The following is a 21,838-nucleotide window of genomic DNA, read 5'->3' on the forward strand; positions in this document are numbered from 1 at the left end:
CACTTTTTTATTGATTTCTTCTGGAGCGGGATGAGGAAAAGTGGATGCGGTTGTCCGCCGGCATCCCGCTCTACCTTATGAGAAACGATTACGTTTATGATTTAGGTCGTTTCGACCTAAATCACCCTGATCCAGAGGACCGCTAGCGAATGATGCGCCAATACGAGCTCGTTGAGCGCGTGCAAAAATACAAGCCCGACGTCAATGAAGCCTTGCTGAACAAGGCCTACGTCTATGCGATGCAGAAGCATGGCCAGCAGAAGCGGGCAAGCGGCGATCCCTATATCTCTCATCCCCTGGAAGTGGCTGCGATCCTGACGGAAATGCGGCTCGACGAGTCGACCATTGCGGTCGCGCTGCTGCACGACACGATCGAAGACACGACCGCGACCCGCCAGGAGATTGATGATCTCTTCGGCGAAGACATCGGTGCGCTCGTCGAGGGGCTGACGAAGATCAAGAAGCTCGATCTCGTCACCAAGAAGGCCAAGCAGGCTGAGAACCTGCGCAAACTGCTGCTGGCGATCTCGGACGACGTGCGTGTGCTTTTGGTCAAGCTTGCCGACCGGCTGCACAACATGCGCACGCTCGACCACATGTCGGCGGAAAAGCGGGCCCGCATCTCCGAAGAAACGATGGATATCTATGCGCCGCTCGCCGGCCGCATGGGTATGCAGGATATGCGCGAAGAGCTCGAAAATCTCTCGTTCCGCCACATCAACCCGGAAGCTTTCGAGACGGTCACTAGGCGACTGGAAGAGCTTTCCCAGCGCAACGAAGGTCTGATCAAGAAGATCGAGGACGAGTTGCGCGAACTGCTTCAGGCCGAAGGCCTGAAGGCTGCGCAGGTCAAGGGCCGCCAGAAGAAGCCCTATTCGGTCTTCCGCAAGATGCAGTCGAAGTCTCTGTCCTTCGAACAGCTTTCCGACGTCTGGGGTTTCCGCATCATCGTCGATGACATCCCGTCCTGCTACCGGGCGCTCGGCATCGTGCACACCCGCTGGCGCGTTGTTCCAGGTCGCTTCAAGGACTACATCTCGACGCCGAAGCAGAACGACTATCAGTCGATCCACACCACGATCGTCGGCCCTTCGCGCCAGCGCATCGAGCTGCAGATCCGCACGCGGCGCATGAACGATATCGCCGAATACGGTATCGCGGCCCACTCGCTCTACAAGGACGGGGAGGGGAACTCGGCGGATCAGGCCCTGTCGCCGACGTCGAACGCCTATTCCTGGCTCAGGCGCACGATCGAATCCCTCGCCGAGGGCGACAACCCCGAAGAATTCCTCGAGCACACCAAGCTCGAGCTGTTCCAGGATCAGGTGTTCTGCTTCACGCCCAAGGGGCAGCTCATCGCGCTGCCGCGTGGCGCGACGCCGATCGACTTCGCCTACGCCGTACACACCAACATCGGCGACACCTGCGTCGGCGCCAAGATCAACGGCCGCATCATGCCGCTGGTCACACGCCTCAACAATGGTGACGAGGTGGAGATCATTCGCTCGGGCATTCAGGTGCCGCCGCCGGCCTGGGAAGAGATCGTCGTCACCGGCAAGGCGCGCTCGGCGATCCGCCGCGCGACGCGCGCCGCGGTTCGCAAGCAATATGCCGGCCTCGGCTATCGCATTCTGGAGCGCACCTTCGAGCGCGCCAGCAAGACGTTTTCGCGCGAGGCGCTGAAGCCGGCGCTGCATCGTCTCGGTCAGAAGGAAGTCGAAGACGCGATCGCTGCGGTCGGTCGCGGCGAGCTCTCTTCGCTCGATGTCCTGCGCGCGGTCTTCCCGGATCACCAGGATGAGCGCGTGACGGTGAAGCCGAGCGCCGACGATGGCTGGTTCAACATGCGCAGCGCCGCCGGCATGGTGTTCAAACTGCCGGGGCTTGGTAAGGATGCGAACGGCTCAGTACAGGTCGAAGGGCCGGAAGCGCTTCCAATCCGCGGTCTCTCCGGCAATGCCGAGGTGCATTTCAGCCCCGCCGGCGCCATTCCCGGCGACCGCATCGTCGGTATCATGGAGAAGGACAAGGGCATCACCATCTATCCGATCCAGTCGCCCATCCTGCAGAAATTCGACGACGAACCGGAGCGCTGGATCGATGTGCGCTGGGATCTGGACGAAGCCAACAGCAGCCGCTTCATGGCTCGGATTGCAATCAGCGCCCTGAATGAGCCGGGAACGCTGGCCGAAGTGGCTCAGGCGATCGCGACCAGCGACGTCAATATCCGCTCACTCTCGATGGGCCGCGTGGCGGCGGACTTCAGCGAGCTGCAGTTCGATCTTGAAGTCTGGGATCTGCGCCAGCTCAACCATCTGATCACGCAGCTCAAGGAGCTTCCGAGCGTGTCCACGGTGAAGCGCCTCTTTGAATGAGGCAACCGGCGCGGCGCCTGCAGGGCGGCCGTGGCCGTCGGTTCTACATGGCGCTGCCTCAAAAACAGGCACGAGGTGCATGGCAAAGCGGCAAGGCATGCTGTGACTGCATGGCTGCCGCCTTTTCCTGGAACTGGTGGAAAAGGGACTTCTAAACTATCTTTTGTATCGGGAGGTAAACAAAGAGGTTTGCCATGTTCAATCAGTTGAAGAAGATCACCCGCGCACTGCGCGTCCCCACTCAGGAAGAGCGCGAGCTCGCCTATCTCAATAGTTCGGTCGATCGCATCGATCTCGAGTACCGTCAGCGCCAGATCGATCGCGGCCTGTTCCGCAACTACTAAGTCGATCGCGTCCCGTCTGGTGGCGGGATCCTGAAGCCATGCGTTCCGTGAATGGCTTGCCTGCGACATATGCGCGGCGCGCCGGCGGGTTGCAAGCCGCAGGCATGACGCCTATCTTGCGGCCAGCAAACAGGCGGACGCGCCGTCTTGTGCCGGTCGACGGCTCCAAGATGCGGTCATGACGGCAGAATGTTATTTAGACGCAGAAAACCGGTCACGATTTCCGAAAGGCTCCGCGCACTCCTTTGGCCGCGCAAGGGCTTTCGGCGTGGTCCGCGCTACATTGCCTTGCGCATCCTGCGCCTCTCCTCGACGCCGCACTCGATTGCTGTCGGGGTGGCTGCGGGCGTAGCGTCGTCGTTTACGCCGTTCTTCGGGCTGCACATCGTCATAGCCGTCGCCCTGGCCTTCGTGTTCTCCGGCAATCTGGTTGCCGCCGCGATCACCACCGCGCTTGCCAATCCGGTGACGATCCCGATGATCCTGACCGCGTCCTATGAGTTGGGCATCGCCATCTTGGGTGTGGAAAGCGCGCACGCCGCCAGCAGCGCCGACGTGATGCGCATGGTCGAGCACCTTGACCTCTCTGCCCTTTGGGGACCGGTCTTCAAGCCGATGCTCATCGGTTCCCTGCCGCTGGCCGCCGCCGGCGCGCTGATTTCCTATCTTGCGGCCTACCACGCTGCTCGCATCTTTCAAAAGCGACGCCGGGCGCGCACCAAAGACTTCGGATCTTCCTCATGATCATTGGCATAGGCAGCGACCTGATCGATATCAGGCGGATCGAAAACTCGCTTTCTCGCTTCGGCGAGCGCTTCGTGCAGCGCTGTTTCACGGAAATCGAGATCGCCAAGTCCGAAGGCCGGAAGAATAGGGCTGCGTCCTACGCCAAGCGCTTCGCCGCCAAGGAAGCCTGTTCGAAGGCGCTGGGGACGGGTCTTGCGCAGGGCGTCTTCTGGAAGGACATGGGCGTCATCAATTTGCCCGGCGGCAAACCGACAATGAACCTCACCGGCGGTGCAGCGGAGCGTCTGGCGCAGATGCTGCCGCCCCATCACCGGGCGGCTATTCACCTAACGATCACCGACGATTTTCCTCTGGCGCAGGCCTTCGTGATTATCGAAGCGCTGCCCGTTGCCCCGGTTGAGGGAACGGTTTAGAGCATTCCGCTGGAAAACCCGGTCCGAGGCGATTGAAGGGCAGGCAGTCTGCAGCATATGAGACCGGATTGTACGCAGTTTGAAGGTGGGATCAGAACTGCGGAAGAAAGTTAAGAGCAAGCCCCGGTGAGGGCGTTGCCATGATAAAGGAAGACACTAGCGTGGCAGAAAAGACAGAAGCGAAGCAGAGCGGTCTCTGGGAAAACGTAAAGGTCGTTATCCAGGCGCTCCTCCTGGCCGTGGTCATCCGTACCGTTCTCTTTCAGCCCTTCACCATTCCCTCGGGCTCGATGATGCCGACGCTGCTCGTCGGCGACTACATCTTCGTCAACAAGTTCGCCTACGGTTTTTCCAAGTATTCGCTGCCGCTTTCTCCCGATCTGTTCTCCGGCCGCATTTTCGCCAGCGAGCCGAAGCGTGGCGATATCGTCGTCTTCCGCTTCCCGCCGAACCCCGACATCGACTATATCAAGCGCCTCGTCGGCCTGCCGGGGGATCGCGTCCAGGTGCGCAACAGCATCCTCTACATCAACGACAAGCCGGTCGACCGCGTGCCGGACGGTGCGTTCCGCGCCGACGATCAGTACGACACCGGCGGAGACGTCCCGGTCTATCGTGAGACGATGGACAACGGCGTGTCCTACGACACGCTCGACCAGTTCCCGGATTCGCGCGGCGACAACACCCGCGAATTCATCGTGCCCGAAGGTCACTACTTCATGATGGGCGACAACCGCGACAACTCGGCCGACAGCCGCTTCGACGTCGGCTTCGTTCCGGCCGAGAACCTGGTTGGCCGCGCCAGCATGATCTTCTTCTCGCTCGGCAACGACACCTCGTTCCGCGAAGTCTGGAAGTGGCCGGCGAACCTGCGTTACGATCGTCTGTTCAAGGCGGTCGAATAATGAAGTCGCGGTCGCTGAGCGCGGAGGATCGGGCAAAATTCGAGACCGTGATTGGCTATCAGTTTGCTGAGAAGGAGCGCCTGGATCGGGCGCTCACCCATTCCAGCGCCCGCAGCGCCAAAGGCTCCAACTATCAGCGCCTGGAGTTTCTGGGCGACCGGGTGCTGGGGCTCTGCGTTGCCGAACTTCTGTTCCAGACGTTTCGCGACGCAAATGAAGGCGAGCTGTCGGTACGGCTGAACCAGCTCGTCAGCGCCGAAAGCTGCGCCATGGTCGCCGACGATCTCGAACTGCACCAGTTCATCCGCACCGGTTCCGACGTCAAGAAGATTACCGGCAAGGCGATGATGAATGTGCGCGCCGATGTGGTAGAGTCGCTCATCGCCGCCATTTATCTCGATGGGGGCCTTGAGGCCGCCCGCGGCTTCGTGCTGCGCCATTGGAAGGATCGGGCGGTCCGCGCCGACGGTGCCCGCCGCGATGCGAAGACCGAATTGCAGGAATGGGCGCATGCCAAGTTTGGCATCGCGCCGACTTACAGGACGGACGATCGTTCCGGCCCGGATCATGATCCCCGCTTCACGGTAACCGTGGAGATCGAGGGGGTCGCGCCGGAGACCGGGATCGACAGGTCCAAGCGTGGCGCCGAGCAGGTCGCCGCGATGAAATTGCTGGAACGCGAAGGCGTGTGGCGGAAAAACTCCGCCGGAAATTGACGGAAAAAATGACGGACATGGAAAAAGATACGGCCGCTGAAGGCGCGCCGACCCACTCGGGTTTCGTGGCGCTGATCGGCGCGACCAACGCAGGCAAGTCGACTTTGGTCAACCGCCTCGTCGGCGCCAAGGTTTCGATCGTCAGCCACAAGGTGCAGACCACGCGCGCGATCGTGCGTGGCATCGCGATCCACGACAACGCTCAGATCGTCTTCATGGACACGCCCGGCATCTTCAAGCCGCGGCGGCGGCTCGACCGCGCCATGGTCACGACCGCCTGGGGCGGCGCCAAGGACGCCGACGTGATCATGCTCCTGATCGACAGCGAGCGTGGCCTGAAGGGCGATGCGGAAGCGATCCTCGAGGGGCTGAAAGAAGTGCACCAGCCGAAGATTCTTGTGTTGAACAAGATCGACCAGGTGCGGCCGGAGGATCTTTTGAAGCTCGCGGCTGCGGCCAACGAGACGATCAAGTTCGAACGCACCTTCATGATTTCGGCGCTGAACGGTTCGGGCTGCAAGGACCTCATGGACTATCTCGCCGAGACGTTGCCGGAAGGTCCCTGGTACTATCCGGAGGATCAGATTTCCGATTTGCCGATGCGCCAGCTCGCGGCCGAAATCACCCGCGAAAAGTTGTTTCTGCGTCTGCATCAGGAGCTTCCCTATGCCTCGCATGTCGAAACCGAGAAGTGGGAAGAGCGCAAGGACGGATCGGTTCGCATCGAACAGGTGATCTACGTCGAGCGCGAGAGCCAGAAGAAGATCGCGCTCGGCAAGAACGGCGACGCGATCAAGGCGATTTCGACGGCATCGCGCAAGGAGATCTCCGAGATCCTCGAGCAGCCGGTGCACCTTTTCCTGTTCGTCAAGGTGCGCGAAAACTGGGGCGACGACCCCGAGCGCTTCCGCGAAATGGGCCTCGAATTCCCGCGATAAGCTGGGGCGATCCGGTTCAAGACGGTCTCGGTACCCGTGCAGGACGGGCGTCGCGTTGCAGCGATACCTGTCTATCGAGACGCGCAAAGTCGCATGATGACGGCAAGGGGCAAGCCGTGCCTTGGATGCCGCCTCAGTTCGCCCTGGCCTCAGCGACCTGCCGCTTTCCCAGGGCCGGGCCGATCATCTCGATACGGTTGGTCCAGATGTAGCCGGAAAACCCCGGCGGGACCAATTCCAGATCCTGCATCGTATCGATCCCGGTGGTGAAGTCGCCGCCGTGATAAGGGCCGAGCAGGATGATATCGCTTCCGGCCGCTTTCATGCGGGCGGAGAAACGGTCGGGCCAACCCCAGAGAAAATGCGCGTAATTGCCGGGCACGATGACGAGGGTGTTCCGGCAAGCCTCCGGCATCAGACCGGTCCAGCCATAGCCGAGATAGCGCGTTAGGCAAGCCATCGTCGACGTCCGGTCATAGCCGCGCATCCCTTCCACGCGCTTCAGAGTCTCGCGAGTCGGTTCCTCGCCGCCATACACCCCGAACATAGCCTGCCGCCATTGCGGCCGCGCTTCGATCAGCGTTGCGAGTGCCGCGCCCTCCTCCGCGCGCCGGCTCTTGAAGTTGACGAGAAACTTGCGGTCGGGCAGGGCAGCCAGCACCTCATCCAGCGTCGGCATCTGGCCGACGCCCTTTCCGCGGAAGGGGAAGGTCTTGCCGCCATCGGCGGTGTAGCCATAGCCGATGTCGAGAGACTTCAGCGTCGCCATCGACGTTTCTTCGGTAACGCCCTTGCCTTCGGTCCGGCAGTTGAGCGTCCAGTCGTGAAAGACGGCGAACTGTTTGTCTGGCGTGAGATGCACGTCGAGTTCGACGACATCGGCGCCCGCATCAAAGGCAGCCCCCATCGAGGCGATCGTATTTTCGAGATAGGAATGCTGTGGCGGATCGATGATCGTTGCAGTGCAAGTGTCGTTGCCGACATTGGCCTTCGGATAGGTTTGGTGGACGCCTCGGTGCGCGAGCAGTTTCGCCGAGCCTGCCGGTGGCGTGACGAACAGCGACGTGTTCATCAGCCAGACGGCAGCGGCAAACAGAACAATGGCAGCAACGAACTTCTTCATCCCGATTCTCCCTCTTCGAATCCGGATTGCTCGACATTGTGGCGCTACGATGTTGACACACGCTCCACGTGCGTGTCGCGGATTGCGAACGATGTGTCACCCGCGCGCGCGATTGACCCGCAGCGGAGCCCTGTGAGACGTAGCAGTCGCTGATTTTGCGATCCGGAGAAAAGAGATGCCGCAGCTTGTCGAGGGAAAATGGGTCAAGGGCGACGTTGCGGCCAGCGAGATGAAAGGCGGTGCATTCCACCGGGAGCCGACGCGCTTTCACCGCTGGATCACGCCGGACGGGAGCCCAGGCCCGGACGGCCAGCCGGCTCTGGCGGCCGAGGCCGGGCGTTACCGCCTGTTCGTTTCCTATCTCTGCCCTTGGGCTTCGCGCACGATCGCCTTCCGCAACGTCAAGGGATTGCAGGAGATCATCGGGCTTACGGTGGCCAACCCGGTGCTCGGTGACGATGGCTGGACCTATGAAGAGCAGGTCGATGCCGGCGGGCGCGTCGGCAAGATCCGTTTCCATCATGAGCTCTATGTGGCGAGCGACCCGACCTATACCGGCAAGGTCTCGGTTCCGGTTCTCTGGGATATGCAGGAGGGTCGGATCGTCAACAACGAGTCCGCCGACATCATCCGCATCCTGAACTCAGGCTTTGATCATCTGACTGGCAACCGGCTTGATTTCTATCCGGAGACATTGCGGGGAGACATCGATCGCTGGAATGGCCCGATCTACGAGCGGATCAACAACGGCGTCTATCGATCCGGCTTTGCAAACACGCAGGAGGCCTATGATGAGGCGGTGTCGAGCCTGTTCGGCATGCTCGACGAAGTCGAGGCACACCTCACGGTCAACCGCTACGTCGCAGGCGAGTACATGACCGAGGCGGACATCCGCCTGTTCGTCACCCTGATTCGTTTCGATGCGGCCTATCACGGCGCCTTCAAATGCAACATTCGCCGGATCGAGGACTACCCGGCGTTGTCGAACTATCTGCGCGAAATCTATCAATGGCCGGGTATCCGCGAGAGCGTGCGCATCGATCATATCAAACGCGGCTACTACGGCATTGCCCATATCAATCCGACCCGCATCGTTCCTGCCGGCCCGATGCTGGATTTCGATCGCCAACATGATCGTGCTCGCTTGCGAGGGCGCGGAGTCGTTGGCGCATAGTCGCGTTTCCTCATTTGCTAAGGAAACAAATCTATGAGGGGCCATAGAGAACCCATTGCCAATCGATGGAAGCTTCCTAAATTAATGGAAGTTCTGATGGATAGGAGCCCGATGGCGGCTGGCCTGACGAATTTCCGGCGGGGCAAGCACAAGGAGCCTGACGCGCCCGCTGGATGCCCGTGACGCCACGCCCGAGCCGGTTCTCGCCGCTTCCGGACGCGCTCGCGTTTGCTCCCGAGGCGCGCTCGCGCAAACCCTCCGGAAGCCCCGCACGAGCCGACCCTTCGCATCTCTCATACACCAGGACACCGTGGGTAGGTCTGGTAGGGGTGAGATATGAATGCAGCATTGTTGACTTTGCTTCGCCGTCTGGTGCACAACGGCAATCTGACGGTGACTTTTTCTTCCGGCGAACAGGTCGTTCTGGGTGACGGCACCGGAAAACCGGCATCAATCCGCATCGTCGACGCGGAGGCGGAGAATGCGATCGTCCGGGACCCGGGCCTTCGCTTTGGTGAAATGTACATGGATGGGCGCGTCGTCATCGAAAGAGGTGACATTTTCGACGTGCTTTCGATCGTGAAGGCGAACGGCATCGAGAATGCGGCAAATGCCACCAACACGATCACAGGCCTGTGGCATGTGCTGCGCCAGCAGTTGGTGAGCCGCATGCCGGTCAATCGCAACCGGAACAACGTCGCCCATCACTACGATCTCGATCGCAATCTCTTCAACCTGTTCCTCGACGAGGACTGGCAATACTCCTGCGCCTATTTCCAGCCGCGGGGAATATCGCTCGACGCAGCACAGCTCGCCAAGAAGCGGCACATCGCCGCGAAGCTTCTGCTGGAGCCGGGGCAGAAGGTGCTGGAGGTCGGCTCGGGCTGGGGCGGGATGGCTATGTATCTGGCCGAATCCTCCGGAGTCGAAGTCACGGGCATCACGCTCAGCGAGGAGCAGCTGAAGGTTTCCCGTGATCGTGCCGCCAGGCGCGGGCTTTCCGATCGTGTCCGCTTCGAACTGCAGGACTACCGCACCCTTGAGGGCCGGCAGTTCGACCGCATCGTCTCCGTCGGCATGTTCGAGCATGTCGGCATCGGCAATTACGGAAATTTCTTCAACAAGATGAAGGAGTTGCTGACGCCGGAAGGCGTCATGCTGCTGCATTCGATCGGCCAGGTCTACAAGCCCTGGGCGACCAACCCGTGGATCGAAAAGTACATCTTCCCCGGCGGTTATATTCCCGCTCTCTCCGAGGTTCTGCCGTCGGTCGAGCGTATGCGGCTGCTGGTGAAGGATGTCGAGATCCTGCCGATGCACTATGCCTGGACCTTGCGGGCCTGGCGGGAGCGTTTCGTCGCGCGCCGCGAAGAGGCGGTAAGGCTCTACGACGAACGCTTCTTCCGCATGTGGGAGTTCTACCTGGCGGCTTCCGAAACGGCCTTCCTCTACGACAAACACTTCATCTTCCAGCTTCAGCTCTCGCCTTCTCTCGATGCCGTGCCGGTCACGCGCGGCTACATCGAGGAGCGGGAGCGGCAATTGATCGAGTTCGAGAAGCGTCGGCCGCCGCTCGAACCGGTCAACAATTGGGACGAGGCGCCGGCGGAAGAACACATCGAACCGGCTGCGATCGCGGTCTGATGCAAGGGCCATCCCTGTCGCTATAGGTCGACACGGGATGGCCATCTCCCATCTTCTGTGGAGTTCGGAATTTCCTCCGAAGGCCTTCACTTGGCCTCGAAGCCCTGCGCCTTTATGGTCGCCGACCAAACGACTGCCTGTTTCCGCGGATCATCTCCGATCCAAGGACAAAACGTGCAGGGCTTCCAAGCGCTGCAGGAAAGACGGAATTCCCATGGCCAACCCCGCTAAATCCATCGCCGCCATTATTGCCAGCGAAATCAAGGCAGCACCTTCGCAGGTTAAAGCCGCTGTCGAGCTGCTGGACGAGGGGGCAACGGTGCCGTTCATCGCGCGCTACCGCAAGGAAGTGACCGGCGGGCTCGACGATACGCAATTGCGTATGCTGTCGGAGCGGCTGACTTACTTGCGCGAACTCGAGGCGCGTCGGGCATCGATCCTGGAGTCGATCCGCGGGCAGGACAAGCTGACGGACGAACTGGAAGCCAAGATCGCCGCCGTCGAAACCAAGGCGGAACTCGAAGACATCTATCTGCCCTACAAGCCGAAGCGCCGCACCAAGGCTGAGATCGCCCGCGAACGTGGCCTCGGGCCGTTGGCCGAAGCGATCCTTGCCGATCGCTCCGTCGCGCCCGCCGATCGCGCAACGGCCTTCCTGACCGCCGAGGTGATGGATGTGAAGGCGGCGCTTGATGGCGCGCGCGACATCATCGCCGAAGGCATGACGGAAAACGCCGATCTGCTCGGCCGCCTGCGCAACCACATGAAGGGCGCCGCCTTCCTGCGGGCCAGGGTCGTCGACGGCAAGCAGGAGGCGGGCGCCAAGTTCTCCGACTATTTCGACCATTCCGAGCGCTGGGCGACGACACCCGGTCACCGGGCGCTGGCGATGCTGCGCGGTTGGAACGAAGAGGTTCTGTCCGTTGATATCGTCGTCGATCAGGACGACACGTCGCCGGTAAAGCCGGTCGAGCGCATGATTGCCGCCGCCTACAATGTCGGCGCCCATCTGCCGGGTGACAAATGGCTGGCCGAGATGATCGGCTGGACCTGGCGCGTGAAGCTCTCCATGTCGCTGTCGCTCGACCTGATGCGTGAACTGCGCGAGCGTGCCGAAGAGGAGGCGATCCACGTCTTCGCCCGCAACCTCAAGGACCTGCTGCTTGCCGCGCCTGCGGGATCGCGGGCCACGATGGGCCTCGATCCGGGCATCCGCACCGGCGTCAAGGTCGCGGTGGTCGACGGCACCGGCAAGCTGCTCGAAACGACGACCGTCTACCCGTTCCCACCGAAGAACGACGTTCGTGGCACGCAGGCCGAGCTCGCCTCGCTGATCCGCAAGCACAAGGTGGAGCTGATCGCGATCGGCAACGGAACCGGCAGCCGTGAGACCGAAAAGCTCGTTGCCGACATGCTCCTGCAGCTGCCGGCGCCGAAGCCGACCAAGGTCATCGTTTCCGAAGCCGGCGCCTCGGTTTACTCGGCATCTGAAACGGCCGCCTTGGAGTTCCCCGGCCTCGACGTTTCGCTGCGCGGTGCAGTCTCGATCGCCCGCCGCTTGCAGGATCCGCTGGCCGAGCTTGTGAAGATCGAGCCGAAGTCGATCGGCGTTGGCCAGTACCAGCACGACGTCGACCAGTCGAAGCTCAGCCGCTCGCTCGATGCGGTGGTGGAAGACGCGGTGAACGCCGTCGGCGTCGACGTCAACACGGCGTCGGCACCGCTGCTTGCCCGGGTGTCCGGCCTCGGCAAATCCTCGGCCGAGGCGATCGTCGCGCATCGTGACGCGACCGGGCCGTTTGGAAGCCGCAAGGAACTGTTGAAAGTGCCGCGGCTCGGCGCGCGCACCTTCGAACAGTGCGCAGGCTTCCTGCGCATCCCGAACGGCAAGGAGCCGCTCGATGCCTCCTCCGTCCATCCGGAAGCCTATGGCGTCGCCAAGAAGATCGTGGCCGCCTGCGGGCGCGACGTGCGCGCTCTGATGGGCGACAGTGTCGCCCTGAAGCAACTCGACCCACGGACCTTCGTGGACGAGCGCTTCGGCTTGCCGACCGTCAAGGACATTCTCGCCGAACTCGAAAAGCCGGGCCGTGACCCGCGCCCGAGCTTCAAGACCGCGACCTTTGCCGAGGGCATCGACGACATCAAGGACCTGAAGGTCGGCATGCAGCTCGAGGGCACCGTCACCAATGTCGCGGCTTTCGGTGCCTTCGTCGACATCGGCGTCCACCAGGATGGCCTCGTCCACGTGTCTCAACTCGCGGACCGTTTCATCAAGGACCCCCATGAAGTGGTGAAGGCCGGGGATGTCGTGACTGTCCGCGTCACCGAGGTGGATGTCGCCCGCAAGCGCATCGGCCTGACGATGCGGAAGGATGGTGGCGCTGAGTCAGGCCGCGAGGCCCGTGGCAGCGCACCGAATGGCGGCAACCGTGGCGCGCCCACGCGCCCGCAGAAGCCGCAAGCGCCGTCGCAGGGCGCCTTTGGTGCGGCCCTGATGGAGGCGATGAAGCGCAAATAGCGGCTTCGGCATCGGTTCTACAGCGCCACGCGTCATTGCGACGCGCGGCGCCCCCGATGGATGGTCTATAATTTAGATAATTGTAATAATCGCGGCTTTCCGCCATACTCTCTCCATCGTGGCAACTGCGCTGTTTTGTGAGCAGTGCGCCGATGGAGCAGCCGGATTTACGGCGGAAAAGGTTAGCGGAAACTCCTCCTCCGCCGGGCATCCGGTGAAAGGAGTTGCGTGATGGTACGCAAGGTGATCCGCGGCTTCGCGCTGGCCGCCCTTCTGGCAGCCGGGGTGACGGCGCGCCCGGTCCCCGCAGTTTCGCAGGCCCCGATAAATTGCGCGAACCGATCCGAGGTGATCGAGTTTCTGGCGCGGCAGTATCGGGAAAAGCCAGCCGCGACGGCGCTCATCAATCCTCAGGCGATCCTGGAAGTCTATGCGGCCGACAACGGCAGCTGGACATTGATCGTCACGGACGTCAACGGCCGTAGCTGCGTCATCCTTGCCGGCAAGAGTTGGGAAGCTCTGCCGCCGCTGCCAGTTCCAAAAGCATAGTCGGCCCTCCCGCCAGCCGAAGCCCTCAGAGGGGCCGGCCGATGCTGGAATAGGCAAAGCCGTGCTTGGCAACCTCGTCCTGGCGGTAGATGTTCCTGAGGTCGACGAGAATAGGCGTCTTCATCGCGGATTTCAGGCGGCGGAAGTCAAGCGCGCGGAACTCGTTCCATTCCGTTACGATCACTAGCGCATCCGCTTCGTTGGCCGCCTCATAGGGATCGCTGGCATAGTCGATGCCGTCGATGATCTTCTTGGCGTTCTCCATGCCTTCCGGGTCGTAGCCGATAATGTGGGCGCCGGCATCCCGCAGCGTCTGCACGATGGCGATCGCCGGACTGTCGCGCATGTCGTCGGTGTTCGGCTTGAAGGTGAGGCCGAGGATCGCGATCTTGTGCCCGCGCACGTCGCCGCCGGCAGCCGCAATCACCTTGCGGCCCATTGCCCGCTTGCGGTTGTCGTTGATCGCAACCGTGGTCTCGACGAGCCGGACGGGCGCGTCATGGTCCTGCGCGGTCTTGACCAGTGCCAGCGTGTCCTTCGGGAAGCACGAGCCGCCATAGCCGGGGCCCGCATGCAGGAACTTCGAGCCGATGCGGCCATCGAGGCCGATGCCGCGGGCGACGTCCTGGACATTGGCGCCGACCTTTTCGCAGAGGTCGGCCATCTCGTTGATGAAGGTGATCTTCATCGCCAGGAAGGCATTGCCGGCATACTTGATCAGTTCGGAGGTGCGGCGTGACGTGAACACGAGCGGCGACTGGTTGAGATAGAGCGGCCGGTAAACCTCGGTCATGACGTCACGCGCCCGCGCATCATCGTCGACAACACCGATGACGATCCGGTCCGGCCGCTTGAAGTCCTCGATCGCCGCACCCTCGCGCAGGAATTCCGGATTGGAGACGACGGCGAAATCGGCGTCAGGATTGGTTTCGCGAATGATGCGCTCGACCTCATCGCCCGTGCCGACCGGAACGGTGGATTTGGTAACGATGACGGTGAACCCCCTGAGGTTCTCGGCGATCTCGCGGGCCGCTGCATACACGTAGGAGAGGTCGGCATGACCATCGCCGCGGCGGGAAGGGGTGCCGACCGCGATGAAAATGACGTCGCTGTCGGCGACGGCGGAAACGAGATCGGTCGTGAACGACAGTCGACCCGAGGCGACGTTGCTGGCCACCAGATGGTCGAGGCCGGGTTCGAAGATCGGAATACGGCCCTGCATCAGCGCGTCGATCTTGCTCTCATCCTTGTCGAGACAGACGACGTCGTGACCGAAATCCGCAAAACACACACCGGAAACGAGGCCTACATAACCGGCGCCGATCATTGTGATTTTCATAGGCTCTTTCCTTTGTTGTCTGGCGAGCTCTTGTCCGCGAACGCGGAAACCATGCTGGTTTGCACGTATCTATGCCTGCGAGGCCGAGGATCCGGCTTTCCCGCCAACATTGTAGTATTCCTCATACCAGGCGGCAAAGCGCGCCACGCCTTCTTCCACCGGGATTGAGGGTCTGAAATCTGTCAATGCCTCCAGAAGATCAGGGGAGGCATAGGTGCGCGGCACGTCGCCCTGCTGCATCGGCAGCATGTTGCGCAGTGCCGGCTTGCCGACGGCCTTCTCGACCGTTTCGACGAACGTCATCAGTTCGACCGGCTGGCCGCCGCCGACGTTGACGACACGGAACGGTCCTTGGCGCGAAAGCGTGTCCTCGGCCTTCTCGGATGGCACGCGGTTCTCTTCTGCCGGTGCCACGTGCGAGAGCCTGAGGATGCCTTCGACGAGGTCGTCGATATAGGTGAAGTCGCGGCTCATGCGGCCTTCGCCATAGATGTCGATCGGCTGTCCCTTGTGGATGGCGTCGACGAACTTGAACAGCGCCATATCAGGCCGCCCCCAGGGGCCATAGACCGTGAAGAAGCGGAAGGCGGTGGTTGGAACCTTGTAGAGATGGGCATAGCTATGCGCCATCAGTTCCATCGATTTCTTGGTGGCGGCATAGAGCGTCATCGGCTCGTCGGCGCGATCGGTCTCCGCAAACGGGATCTTCTCGTTGGCGCCGTAGATCGAGGACGTCGAAGCGAGCATCAGGTGCTTCGGGCCGAGTTCCCGCGCCAGTTCCAGGATGTTCCACGAGCCGATGAGGTTGGAATCGACATAGGCCTTGGGATTTTCAAGGCTGTAGCGGACGCCGGCCTGGGCCGCGAGGTGGATGATGACCTCGGGCTCGGCAATCTCTGCCGCATGGTTGAGCGCCGCCCGATCCTCGAGCATGCCGACGACAGCCTTGAAGCCGTTCGAACGCGCCAGGATCTCATGCCGGCGCTGCTTCAGCGTCACGTCGTAATAGGGCGTCATGCCGTCGAAGCCGACCACGAAATGTCCTTCGTCGATCAATCGCTTGGCGAGATGAAAGCCGATGAAGCCCGCGGTGCCGGTGATGAGGTAGCGCACGACCATGTCCCCAGATTGTGTTGTCAGGGCGTTCTTACGAAGAAAGCCGGGCAATGGAAAGTCGAAACCATCACTCCGACGGTTGGTCCAGCCCCTGTTGCAGGGCGGAGAGGACCGACATCGCGTGCCCCGCATATTGGCTGATCCAGCGGTCGTGAATGGCTTGGATCGGCAAAGCGTTCAGGTGGTTCCAGCGCTCGCGGCCCTCGCGGCGAACGAGCACGAGTTCTGCCTCTTCCAGCACCTTCAGATGCTGCATGACGGTGCAGCGATCGAGATTGCCGAATTGTTCGCAGAGCATGCCCGTCGTCTGCGGCGCGTGCTTCATGGCGTCGAGCATCTGGCGGCGCAATCCATTGGCCAAAGCTTTGAAAACGAGATCGTCTTTCGATTCGGTTGACATGTTATGTTTTTATAACATATTCTGTTCGGGCTCAATAGGAGGAACATCAGATGCCCTTCGAATTCCGTGTGAATGGACGGATCGATCGCCCGGTCGCCCAGGTATTCGATGCCGTCGTCAATCCGGATCAGCTCAGTCGCTATTTCGTCACCCTTGGCGGCATCAGCGGGCCGCTGGTCGCCGGGGCTACGGTCAAATGGTGGGGGCAGGTGCCGGTCCAGGTCGAGGCGGTCGAGCAGAACGAGCGGATCGTCTTTCGCTGGGACGCCATGGTCGCCAAGGGCGAGGAGCCCTACCAGACCCGTGTGGAGATGCGTTTCCAGTCGCTGGATGACGGCGCCACTATGGTGCGATCGCCGAAAAGGGATGGCGTGAGAACGGGCAGGGGCAGAAGGGGTCTTATGTCAACTGCGAAGGCTGGTCGCAGATGCTTGCCTGCATGAAGGCCTGGCTCGAATACGGCATCAACCTGCGCCAGGGCTATTACCTCAGCGAACTCTCAGGCAAGCCGGCACTCGAGCCGCAAGCCTGAGCCAGCCGGCACCGGGCTTTCCGCTCCGGATCCGGGCGCGGTTATCGACAATCGAAACACAAACAATAAGCCGCGTCGGCAGTCGCCGGGCGGCGATAGGAGATTGCGTCATGACGAAAATCACAGGCGGCATCAATATCGCCGTGAAGGTCCCCTCGCATCAATACGAGGCAGTCGTCGCCTTCTATCGCGACACGGTCGGCCTCGAACCCATCGAAGAAAAGCTGCCGGCCATCGGCTTCAAGCTTGGGCCCAACCAACTCTGGATCGACGAGGCGCCGAACTACAGCCAGGCCGAGGTCTGGCTCGAACTCTTTACCGATGACCATGTGGGCGCGCTTGATCATCTCGCTGCCAGGGGCGTTGTGCGCTGTGATGCGGTGGAAGATCTCGGGGAAGGATTTCGCGGCGGCTGGATCATGAACCCGGCCAATATCGTGCACATGGTGCGGACACCGGACGCCTGGTAGGCGGCCGGCAGCCCGGGTAACGTCAATAGGCCGGGGGAAGGCCGCCATTGGCGACCGATGCCATTGGCACGCCCGCAGCCGGCTCGGTCATCGGCGGTTCCGCCTGCAGCACGACGACGCGCGAATCGAGCGGCACACGGCTGTAGAGATCGATGATATCTGGGTTGAAGAGACGGATGCAGCCGCTCGAGACGGCTTTGCCGACCGACCAGGCCTCGGTCGTGCCGTGGATGCGGAACAGCGTGTCGCGGCTGCCCTGGAAGAGATAGAGCGCGCGCGGCCCGAGCGGGTTGCGCACGCCCGGTTCCATGCCGCCGGCAAGCGGGCCGTAGCGCTCCGGCTCGCGTTCGACCATGCTTTGTGTCGGCGTCCAGCGCGGCCATTCGGCTTTGCGCGCAATGCGCGCTTCGCCTTCGAACTCCAGGCCAGCCTTGCCGACGCCGATGCCGTAGCGCATCGCCATGCCGCCATCCTGGACGAGGTAGAGGAAGCGGTTCTGGGTATCGATCACGATCGTGCCCGGCGGCTCGTGCGTCTGGTAGGCGACCTGCTGGCGCAGATAACGCTTGTCGACCTTGCTGATGTCAATCGCATCCAGCGGGAACTTTTCGTTGGGCAGCGGCCCGTACATCGCCACATAGTATGGATCCGGCCCCTTCGGCTTGGCCGGCCCCGACGTGGTGACGCAACTGGCGAGCGTCGAGGTGGCGAGAAGAAGGGCGAAGAGCTGCGCCAGGCGGCCGGCGCTGTTCCGGGACACACACATACTGAAATTTTGATCCTGCTGATTGTCATTTTGGGCGGGAGGCACGGCTTTTGCCGCTCTTCCGTTCTAATGTCAAAGACGGCGTCGGGGCGGCGACAGCATGTCGCAAATGAGGCAACCAGTGAGTGTGGCCGAAAGGCGACAATCGGCCGGGTCACGCTGGCTATCGCAACATCGCTTGATCCGCTTTCGACCGCGGGTGTATGCCATATCCATGCAATGGAGCGATCAGGCTATTATTCTCGGCATACGACGGCACGGCGAAAGCTCTGCCATCGTGGAGGTCATGAGCGCCGCCCACGGCCGGCATCTCGGCATGGTGCGCTCGGGCCGCTCGCGCATCATGCAGCCAGTGTTGCAGCCGGGAAATTCGGTGGAAGTCACCTGGCGCGCGCGGCTTGACGAGCATATGGGCGAATTCCGCATTGAGCCGGTGGAACTGCGCGCTGCACGTTTGATGGAAACGGCAACCTCGGTCTATGGCATCCAGGCGCTCGGAGCACTCCTGCGGCTGCTGCCTGAGCGTGACCCGCATCCGCATCTCTACGAGGCGCTGACTGTCATCGTCGATCATCTCGCCGATCCGGCCGATGCCGGAGAATTGTTCGTGCGCTTCGAGCTCGCGGTTCTCAACGATCTCGGCTTCGGGCTCGATCTGACGGAATGTGTGGCAACCGGCGCCCGCACCGAGCTTGTCTATGTGTCGCCGAAATCGGGCAGGGCGGTTTGCCGCTCGGCCGGGGAACGTTATGCCGACCGCATGCTGGCATTGCCGGAATTCCTCTCCGCCGAAGCACGCCGGGCTGCCGATCACGACAGCCTTGCCGCCGCTTTCCGCCTGACCGCCTTCTTCCTCCACCGCCATGTCTATGAGCCGCGCGGCCTCGACGTTTCTTCCGCGCGCGACGGCTTCGTCCATGCGGCACTCAAAGCGCTGAAAGCGCAATCCTCAGCCGCCTGATCCCCAGGAGTTATCAATGTATCAAGAACTTTATCCCGGCATGTCATCGGCGTGCTGTCGCTCGACCGCGTCGCCCGCGACGGCGGCCTCAAGGCGATGCAGGACCTGCTGAGCGGCGAGCTGCCGGCGCCGCCGATGTCGAAGACGCTGAAGTTCGGACTGAGCGAAGTCGAAGAGGGCCGGGTGGTCTTCAAGGGATTTCCGACCGAGGAGCATCTCAATCCGCTCGGCACGGTGCATGGCGGATGGACGGCGACGATCATGGACTCGGCGCTCGGCTGCGCTGTTTTCGCCACGGTGAAAGCCGGCGAGGCCTATACGACGGTCGAATTCAAGGTCAACCTCGTCCGGCCGCTGCTGCCGGGCATGGGGGAAGTGTTCTGCGAGGGGCGTATCGTGCATCGCGGCCGAACGATTGCGACTTCGGAAGCCTGGCTTCGCGATGGAAACGGCAAGCTGCTGGCCCACGGCACCGAAACCTGCGCGATCTTCCCGATCGACAATCTGCGGCGTTAAAAAGCAATTTCCAGGAAAAGTGCGAAGCGGTTTTCCGTCCGGAATTGCGTCGCTTCAAATACAATTCCAGGAAAAGTGCGAAGCGGTTTTCCGTCCGGAATTGCGGCGTGAAAACAACTCCAGAAACAAACGCCGCGCGACAGTGCGCGGCGTTCTTCTTTGCGATCGCAGCTCTTTTGTCAGCCGATACGGCCGCCGCCCTGCTTGGTCACCGCAACGACGGCCGGGCGCACCGGCATATCGTCCTTGAAATCAGGCCAGCGGGTCGCCGGCGTCTCGTAGGTGGCAAGACCGGCGTCGCCCGGATGCTGGACGGCCAGGAAGAAGGTGTCCGACGTCGGGTTGAAGCACGGGCCGCACATTTCCGCGCCAACCGGCACGCGGAAGAAGAGCTTCGACGTGCCGCGGGCACTGCCGTCCGTGTCGATCGCCCAGATGCCGTCGGTCCGGCCGGTTTCCTTCTGGTTGTTGCCGTCGGTCGAAACCCAGAGGCGGCCGTCGGTGTCGATGGCGCAGTTGTCGGGCATGCCAAACCAGCCGTTCTTGGTGGTCGCCGTCGAGAACGAAGCGCCGACCTCGGCAACAGCAGGATCGCCGCACTTCAGCAGCACGTCCCAGCGGCTCTTGAGCGACGCGAAGTCGCCGTCGGTTTCGGTGATCTCGACGATGTGGCCAAAAGCGTTCTTGGCGCGCGGGTTGGCGGCGTCGACTTCTTCTGCCTTGCGCTTGGTGTTGTTGGTCAGCATCACGTAGACCTTGCCCGTCCTAGGGTTCGGCTGAACGTCCTCCGGGCGATCCATCTTGGTGGCACCGAGCGCGTCGGCGGCGAAGCGGGTGTTGATCAGCACGTCCGCCTGCGAGGCGAAGCCGTTGGCTTCGGTCAGCGGGCCTTCGCCGTGGGTAAGCGGCATCCAGGTGACGGTGCCGTCCTCGTCGAACTTGGCGACATAGAGCGTGCCTTCGTCGAAGAGGTCCATGTTGGCGGCGCGATCATCAGGGTTGAAGGTGCCCTTGGTCACGAACTTGTAGACGTAGTCGTAACGTTCGTCGTCGCCGGAATAGAGCACGACGCGCCCGTCCTTGTTGACAATCGATTCACAGCCTTCGTGCTTGTAGCGGCCGAGTGCGGTGCGCTTCTTCGGTACCGAGGTCGGATCCAGCGCGTCGACCTCGACGATCCAGCCGAAGCGATTGGCTTCGTTCGGTTCCTTGGAGACGTCGAAACGGTCGTAGAAGGAGGCCCATTCGTACTGGCCGCCCGGTGCGCCCAGGCGCTTGAGCTGCTTGTACTCCGGGTGGTCTTCGGCGAGCTCGCCGCCGAAATAGCCGTTGAAGTTTTCTTCGGCCATCATGTAGGTGCCCCAGGCGGTGACCCCGCCGGCGCAATTGTTGATCGTGCCGAACACCTTCTTTCCCGTCGGGTCGGACGGCGTCTTCAGGCGGTCATGACCGGCGGCCGGCCCGGTGATCTGCATCTCGGTGTTGACCGTGATGCGGCGATTGTTCTTGCCGTCGAGAACCGGCTGCCACTTGCCGTCGACCTTGCGGATCTCGATGATCGTGCCGCCATGGGCGGCCATTTCGATGTCGACCAGTTTCTTGGTGTACTCACCGAGAACGACCTTCTCTTCCTCGACTTCCTTGCCGTCCTTCGTCACCTTTTCCTTCACGACGCTGGCGAAGGCCGGGAACATCAGCTCGGCATTGGTATATTCGTGGTTGACGACCAGGAGGCCATGGTCGGCGCTGCCCTCAAGCGGAATGAAGCCGACATAGTCGTTGTTGTAGCCGAACAGCTTTTCCTGGGCGGCGGCCGTCTGGTTCTTCGGGTCGAACTCCGGGCTATCCGCGAAGATCTTGTCGCCCCAGCGCAGCAGGATGTCGGCATCATAACCTTCGGCGACATGGTGCTTCTCGTCGACGCCGGCTTCGATCTCGGTGAAGTCGAAGCGCGAACCTTCCTCGGCGCGTGCTTCTTCGGCAGTCAGGAGAGCCAGTGGGCTGACCGTCGTCGAAATCGCGGCAACGGCGAGCGAGCCGCCGATGAACGAGCGGCGCGAGAAACGGCGATGGATGATGTCGCCCATCGTCGGGTTGGTGGAACAGTTGTGGCCAATGTCTTCCAGCTCTTCCCTGCGTTCCGTCAGCGTCTTGAATTCGGTCTCTTCCGTCTGGCCGAGATGCTTGTCCATGATCGGGTCTCCTGGTTGAACGATGGAAACCACCGCGCCGAGACAGCGGTGTTCATCCGCCTGTATCAGTTGCTCGGTGACAGTTCTGCGACAATTC

The 21,838-nt window shown here is 61.8% G+C and carries 20 protein-coding genes and 1 pseudogene; 15 read left to right on the forward strand and 6 right to left on the reverse strand.

Going from position 1 to position 21,838, the window contains the following annotated elements; all coding sequences use genetic code 11:
* Window positions 1-149: 149 nt before the first annotated feature.
* The 7 genes from ACN9MO_RS03880 to era all read left to right on the forward strand — a co-directional run bounded on the left by ACN9MO_RS03880 (window position 150) and on the right by era (window position 6,438).
* Window positions 150-2,375 (forward strand): RelA/SpoT family protein, encoded by a 2,226-nt coding sequence (locus ACN9MO_RS03880; RefSeq protein WP_113132275.1) that lies wholly within the window; start codon window positions 150-152, stop codon window positions 2,373-2,375.
* A gap of 194 nt (window positions 2,376-2,569) precedes the next feature.
* A complete protein-coding gene (locus tag ACN9MO_RS03885) occupies window positions 2,570-2,719 on the forward strand; it encodes a DUF3563 family protein (protein ID WP_065377015.1) in 150 nt (49 codons plus the stop codon).
* 288 nt (window positions 2,720-3,007) lie between these two features.
* Complete coding sequence (locus ACN9MO_RS03890; RefSeq protein ID WP_245296263.1) at window positions 3,008-3,463, forward strand: DUF2062 domain-containing protein; 456 nt, start codon at window positions 3,008-3,010, stop codon at window positions 3,461-3,463.
* Window positions 3,460-3,879: a holo-ACP synthase gene (gene acpS, locus ACN9MO_RS03895; protein WP_058320270.1), complete on the forward strand. Its 420-nt coding sequence runs from the start codon at window positions 3,460-3,462 to the stop codon at window positions 3,877-3,879. Before ACN9MO_RS03890 ends, acpS begins: the two co-directional genes overlap by 4 nt.
* Window positions 3,880-4,040: 161 nt before the next feature.
* On the forward strand, window positions 4,041-4,784 hold the full coding sequence (gene lepB, locus ACN9MO_RS03900; protein WP_058320269.1) for a signal peptidase I: 744 nt from the start codon (window positions 4,041-4,043) through the stop codon (window positions 4,782-4,784).
* Window positions 4,784-5,500, forward strand: a complete 717-nt coding sequence (rnc, locus tag ACN9MO_RS03905) for a ribonuclease III (RefSeq protein WP_113132276.1) — start codon at window positions 4,784-4,786, stop codon at window positions 5,498-5,500. Before lepB ends, rnc begins: the two co-directional genes overlap by 1 nt.
* A gap of 8 nt (window positions 5,501-5,508) precedes the next feature.
* Window positions 5,509-6,438: a GTPase Era gene (gene era, locus ACN9MO_RS03910; protein WP_057252807.1), complete on the forward strand. Its 930-nt coding sequence runs from the start codon at window positions 5,509-5,511 to the stop codon at window positions 6,436-6,438.
* A gap of 133 nt (window positions 6,439-6,571) precedes the next feature.
* On the opposite strand, the gene ACN9MO_RS03915 is transcribed toward era, so the two are convergent.
* Entirely contained in the window at window positions 6,572-7,561 is a 990-nt protein-coding gene (locus ACN9MO_RS03915) for a glycerophosphodiester phosphodiesterase family protein (protein WP_113132277.1), read from the reverse strand.
* Between the two features lie 175 nt (window positions 7,562-7,736).
* Between ACN9MO_RS03915 and ACN9MO_RS03920 the strand changes: the two genes are divergently transcribed.
* From ACN9MO_RS03920 to ACN9MO_RS03935, 4 genes are all read left to right on the forward strand, one after another.
* The gene (locus ACN9MO_RS03920) at window positions 7,737-8,735 is read left to right on the forward strand and encodes a glutathione S-transferase C-terminal domain-containing protein (protein ID WP_112995415.1); all 999 of its coding nucleotides are present in this window, start codon (window positions 7,737-7,739) and stop codon (window positions 8,733-8,735) included.
* Between the two features lie 336 nt (window positions 8,736-9,071).
* Entirely contained in the window at window positions 9,072-10,379 is a 1,308-nt protein-coding gene (locus ACN9MO_RS03925) for an SAM-dependent methyltransferase (protein WP_112995416.1), read from the forward strand.
* Window positions 10,380-10,593: 214 nt separating this feature from the next.
* Window positions 10,594-12,900 (forward strand): Tex family protein, encoded by a 2,307-nt coding sequence (locus tag ACN9MO_RS03930; protein ID WP_112995417.1) that lies wholly within the window; start codon window positions 10,594-10,596, stop codon window positions 12,898-12,900.
* Between the two features lie 231 nt (window positions 12,901-13,131).
* Complete coding sequence (locus ACN9MO_RS03935; protein ID WP_057252797.1) at window positions 13,132-13,449, forward strand: hypothetical protein; 318 nt, start codon at window positions 13,132-13,134, stop codon at window positions 13,447-13,449.
* A gap of 25 nt (window positions 13,450-13,474) precedes the next feature.
* Here the strand turns inward: ACN9MO_RS03935 and rkpK are convergent, their stop codons facing one another.
* The 3 genes from rkpK to ACN9MO_RS03950 form a co-directional block, all read right to left on the reverse strand.
* Window positions 13,475-14,788: a UDP-glucose 6-dehydrogenase gene (gene rkpK, locus ACN9MO_RS03940; RefSeq protein ID WP_058329452.1), complete on the reverse strand. Its 1,314-nt coding sequence runs from the start codon at window positions 14,786-14,788 to the stop codon at window positions 13,475-13,477.
* A 69-nt stretch (window positions 14,789-14,857) separates the two neighbouring features.
* On the reverse strand, window positions 14,858-15,901 hold the full coding sequence (locus ACN9MO_RS03945; RefSeq protein ID WP_112995473.1) for an NAD-dependent epimerase: 1,044 nt from the start codon (window positions 15,899-15,901) through the stop codon (window positions 14,858-14,860).
* A 70-nt stretch (window positions 15,902-15,971) separates the two neighbouring features.
* Window positions 15,972-16,304, reverse strand: coding sequence for an ArsR/SmtB family transcription factor (locus tag ACN9MO_RS03950; protein WP_057252795.1), 333 nt, complete (start codon window positions 16,302-16,304; stop codon window positions 15,972-15,974).
* 50 nt (window positions 16,305-16,354) lie between these two features.
* Here ACN9MO_RS03950 and ACN9MO_RS03955 point away from each other — a divergent pair.
* A pseudogene (locus ACN9MO_RS03955) lies at window positions 16,355-16,836 on the forward strand (SRPBCC domain-containing protein).
* A gap of 110 nt (window positions 16,837-16,946) precedes the next feature.
* On the forward strand, window positions 16,947-17,306 hold the full coding sequence (locus ACN9MO_RS03960; RefSeq protein WP_057252792.1) for a hypothetical protein: 360 nt from the start codon (window positions 16,947-16,949) through the stop codon (window positions 17,304-17,306).
* Between the two features lie 22 nt (window positions 17,307-17,328).
* Here ACN9MO_RS03960 and ACN9MO_RS03965 read toward each other — a convergent pair whose 3' ends face one another.
* The gene (locus ACN9MO_RS03965) at window positions 17,329-18,072 is read right to left on the reverse strand and encodes a L,D-transpeptidase (RefSeq protein ID WP_058329449.1); all 744 of its coding nucleotides are present in this window, start codon (window positions 18,070-18,072) and stop codon (window positions 17,329-17,331) included.
* A gap of 214 nt (window positions 18,073-18,286) precedes the next feature.
* Between ACN9MO_RS03965 and recO the strand changes: the two genes are divergently transcribed.
* Together recO and ACN9MO_RS03975 are read left to right on the forward strand one after the other, a co-directional pair.
* The gene (gene recO / locus ACN9MO_RS03970; RefSeq protein ID WP_057252789.1) at window positions 18,287-19,033 is read left to right on the forward strand and encodes a DNA repair protein RecO; all 747 of its coding nucleotides are present in this window, start codon (window positions 18,287-18,289) and stop codon (window positions 19,031-19,033) included.
* A gap of 96 nt (window positions 19,034-19,129) precedes the next feature.
* The gene (locus tag ACN9MO_RS03975; RefSeq protein WP_113132297.1) at window positions 19,130-19,549 is read left to right on the forward strand and encodes a PaaI family thioesterase; all 420 of its coding nucleotides are present in this window, start codon (window positions 19,130-19,132) and stop codon (window positions 19,547-19,549) included.
* 179 nt (window positions 19,550-19,728) lie between these two features.
* On the opposite strand, the gene ACN9MO_RS03980 is transcribed toward ACN9MO_RS03975, so the two are convergent.
* Window positions 19,729-21,741: a PhoX family protein gene (locus ACN9MO_RS03980; RefSeq protein WP_058329447.1), complete on the reverse strand. Its 2,013-nt coding sequence runs from the start codon at window positions 21,739-21,741 to the stop codon at window positions 19,729-19,731.
* Window positions 21,742-21,838: the final 97 nt, after the last annotated feature.

The sequence above is a fragment of the Ensifer sp. R-19 genome (assembly GCF_049905105.1).
Lineage (GTDB): Bacteria > Pseudomonadota > Alphaproteobacteria > Rhizobiales > Rhizobiaceae > Ensifer.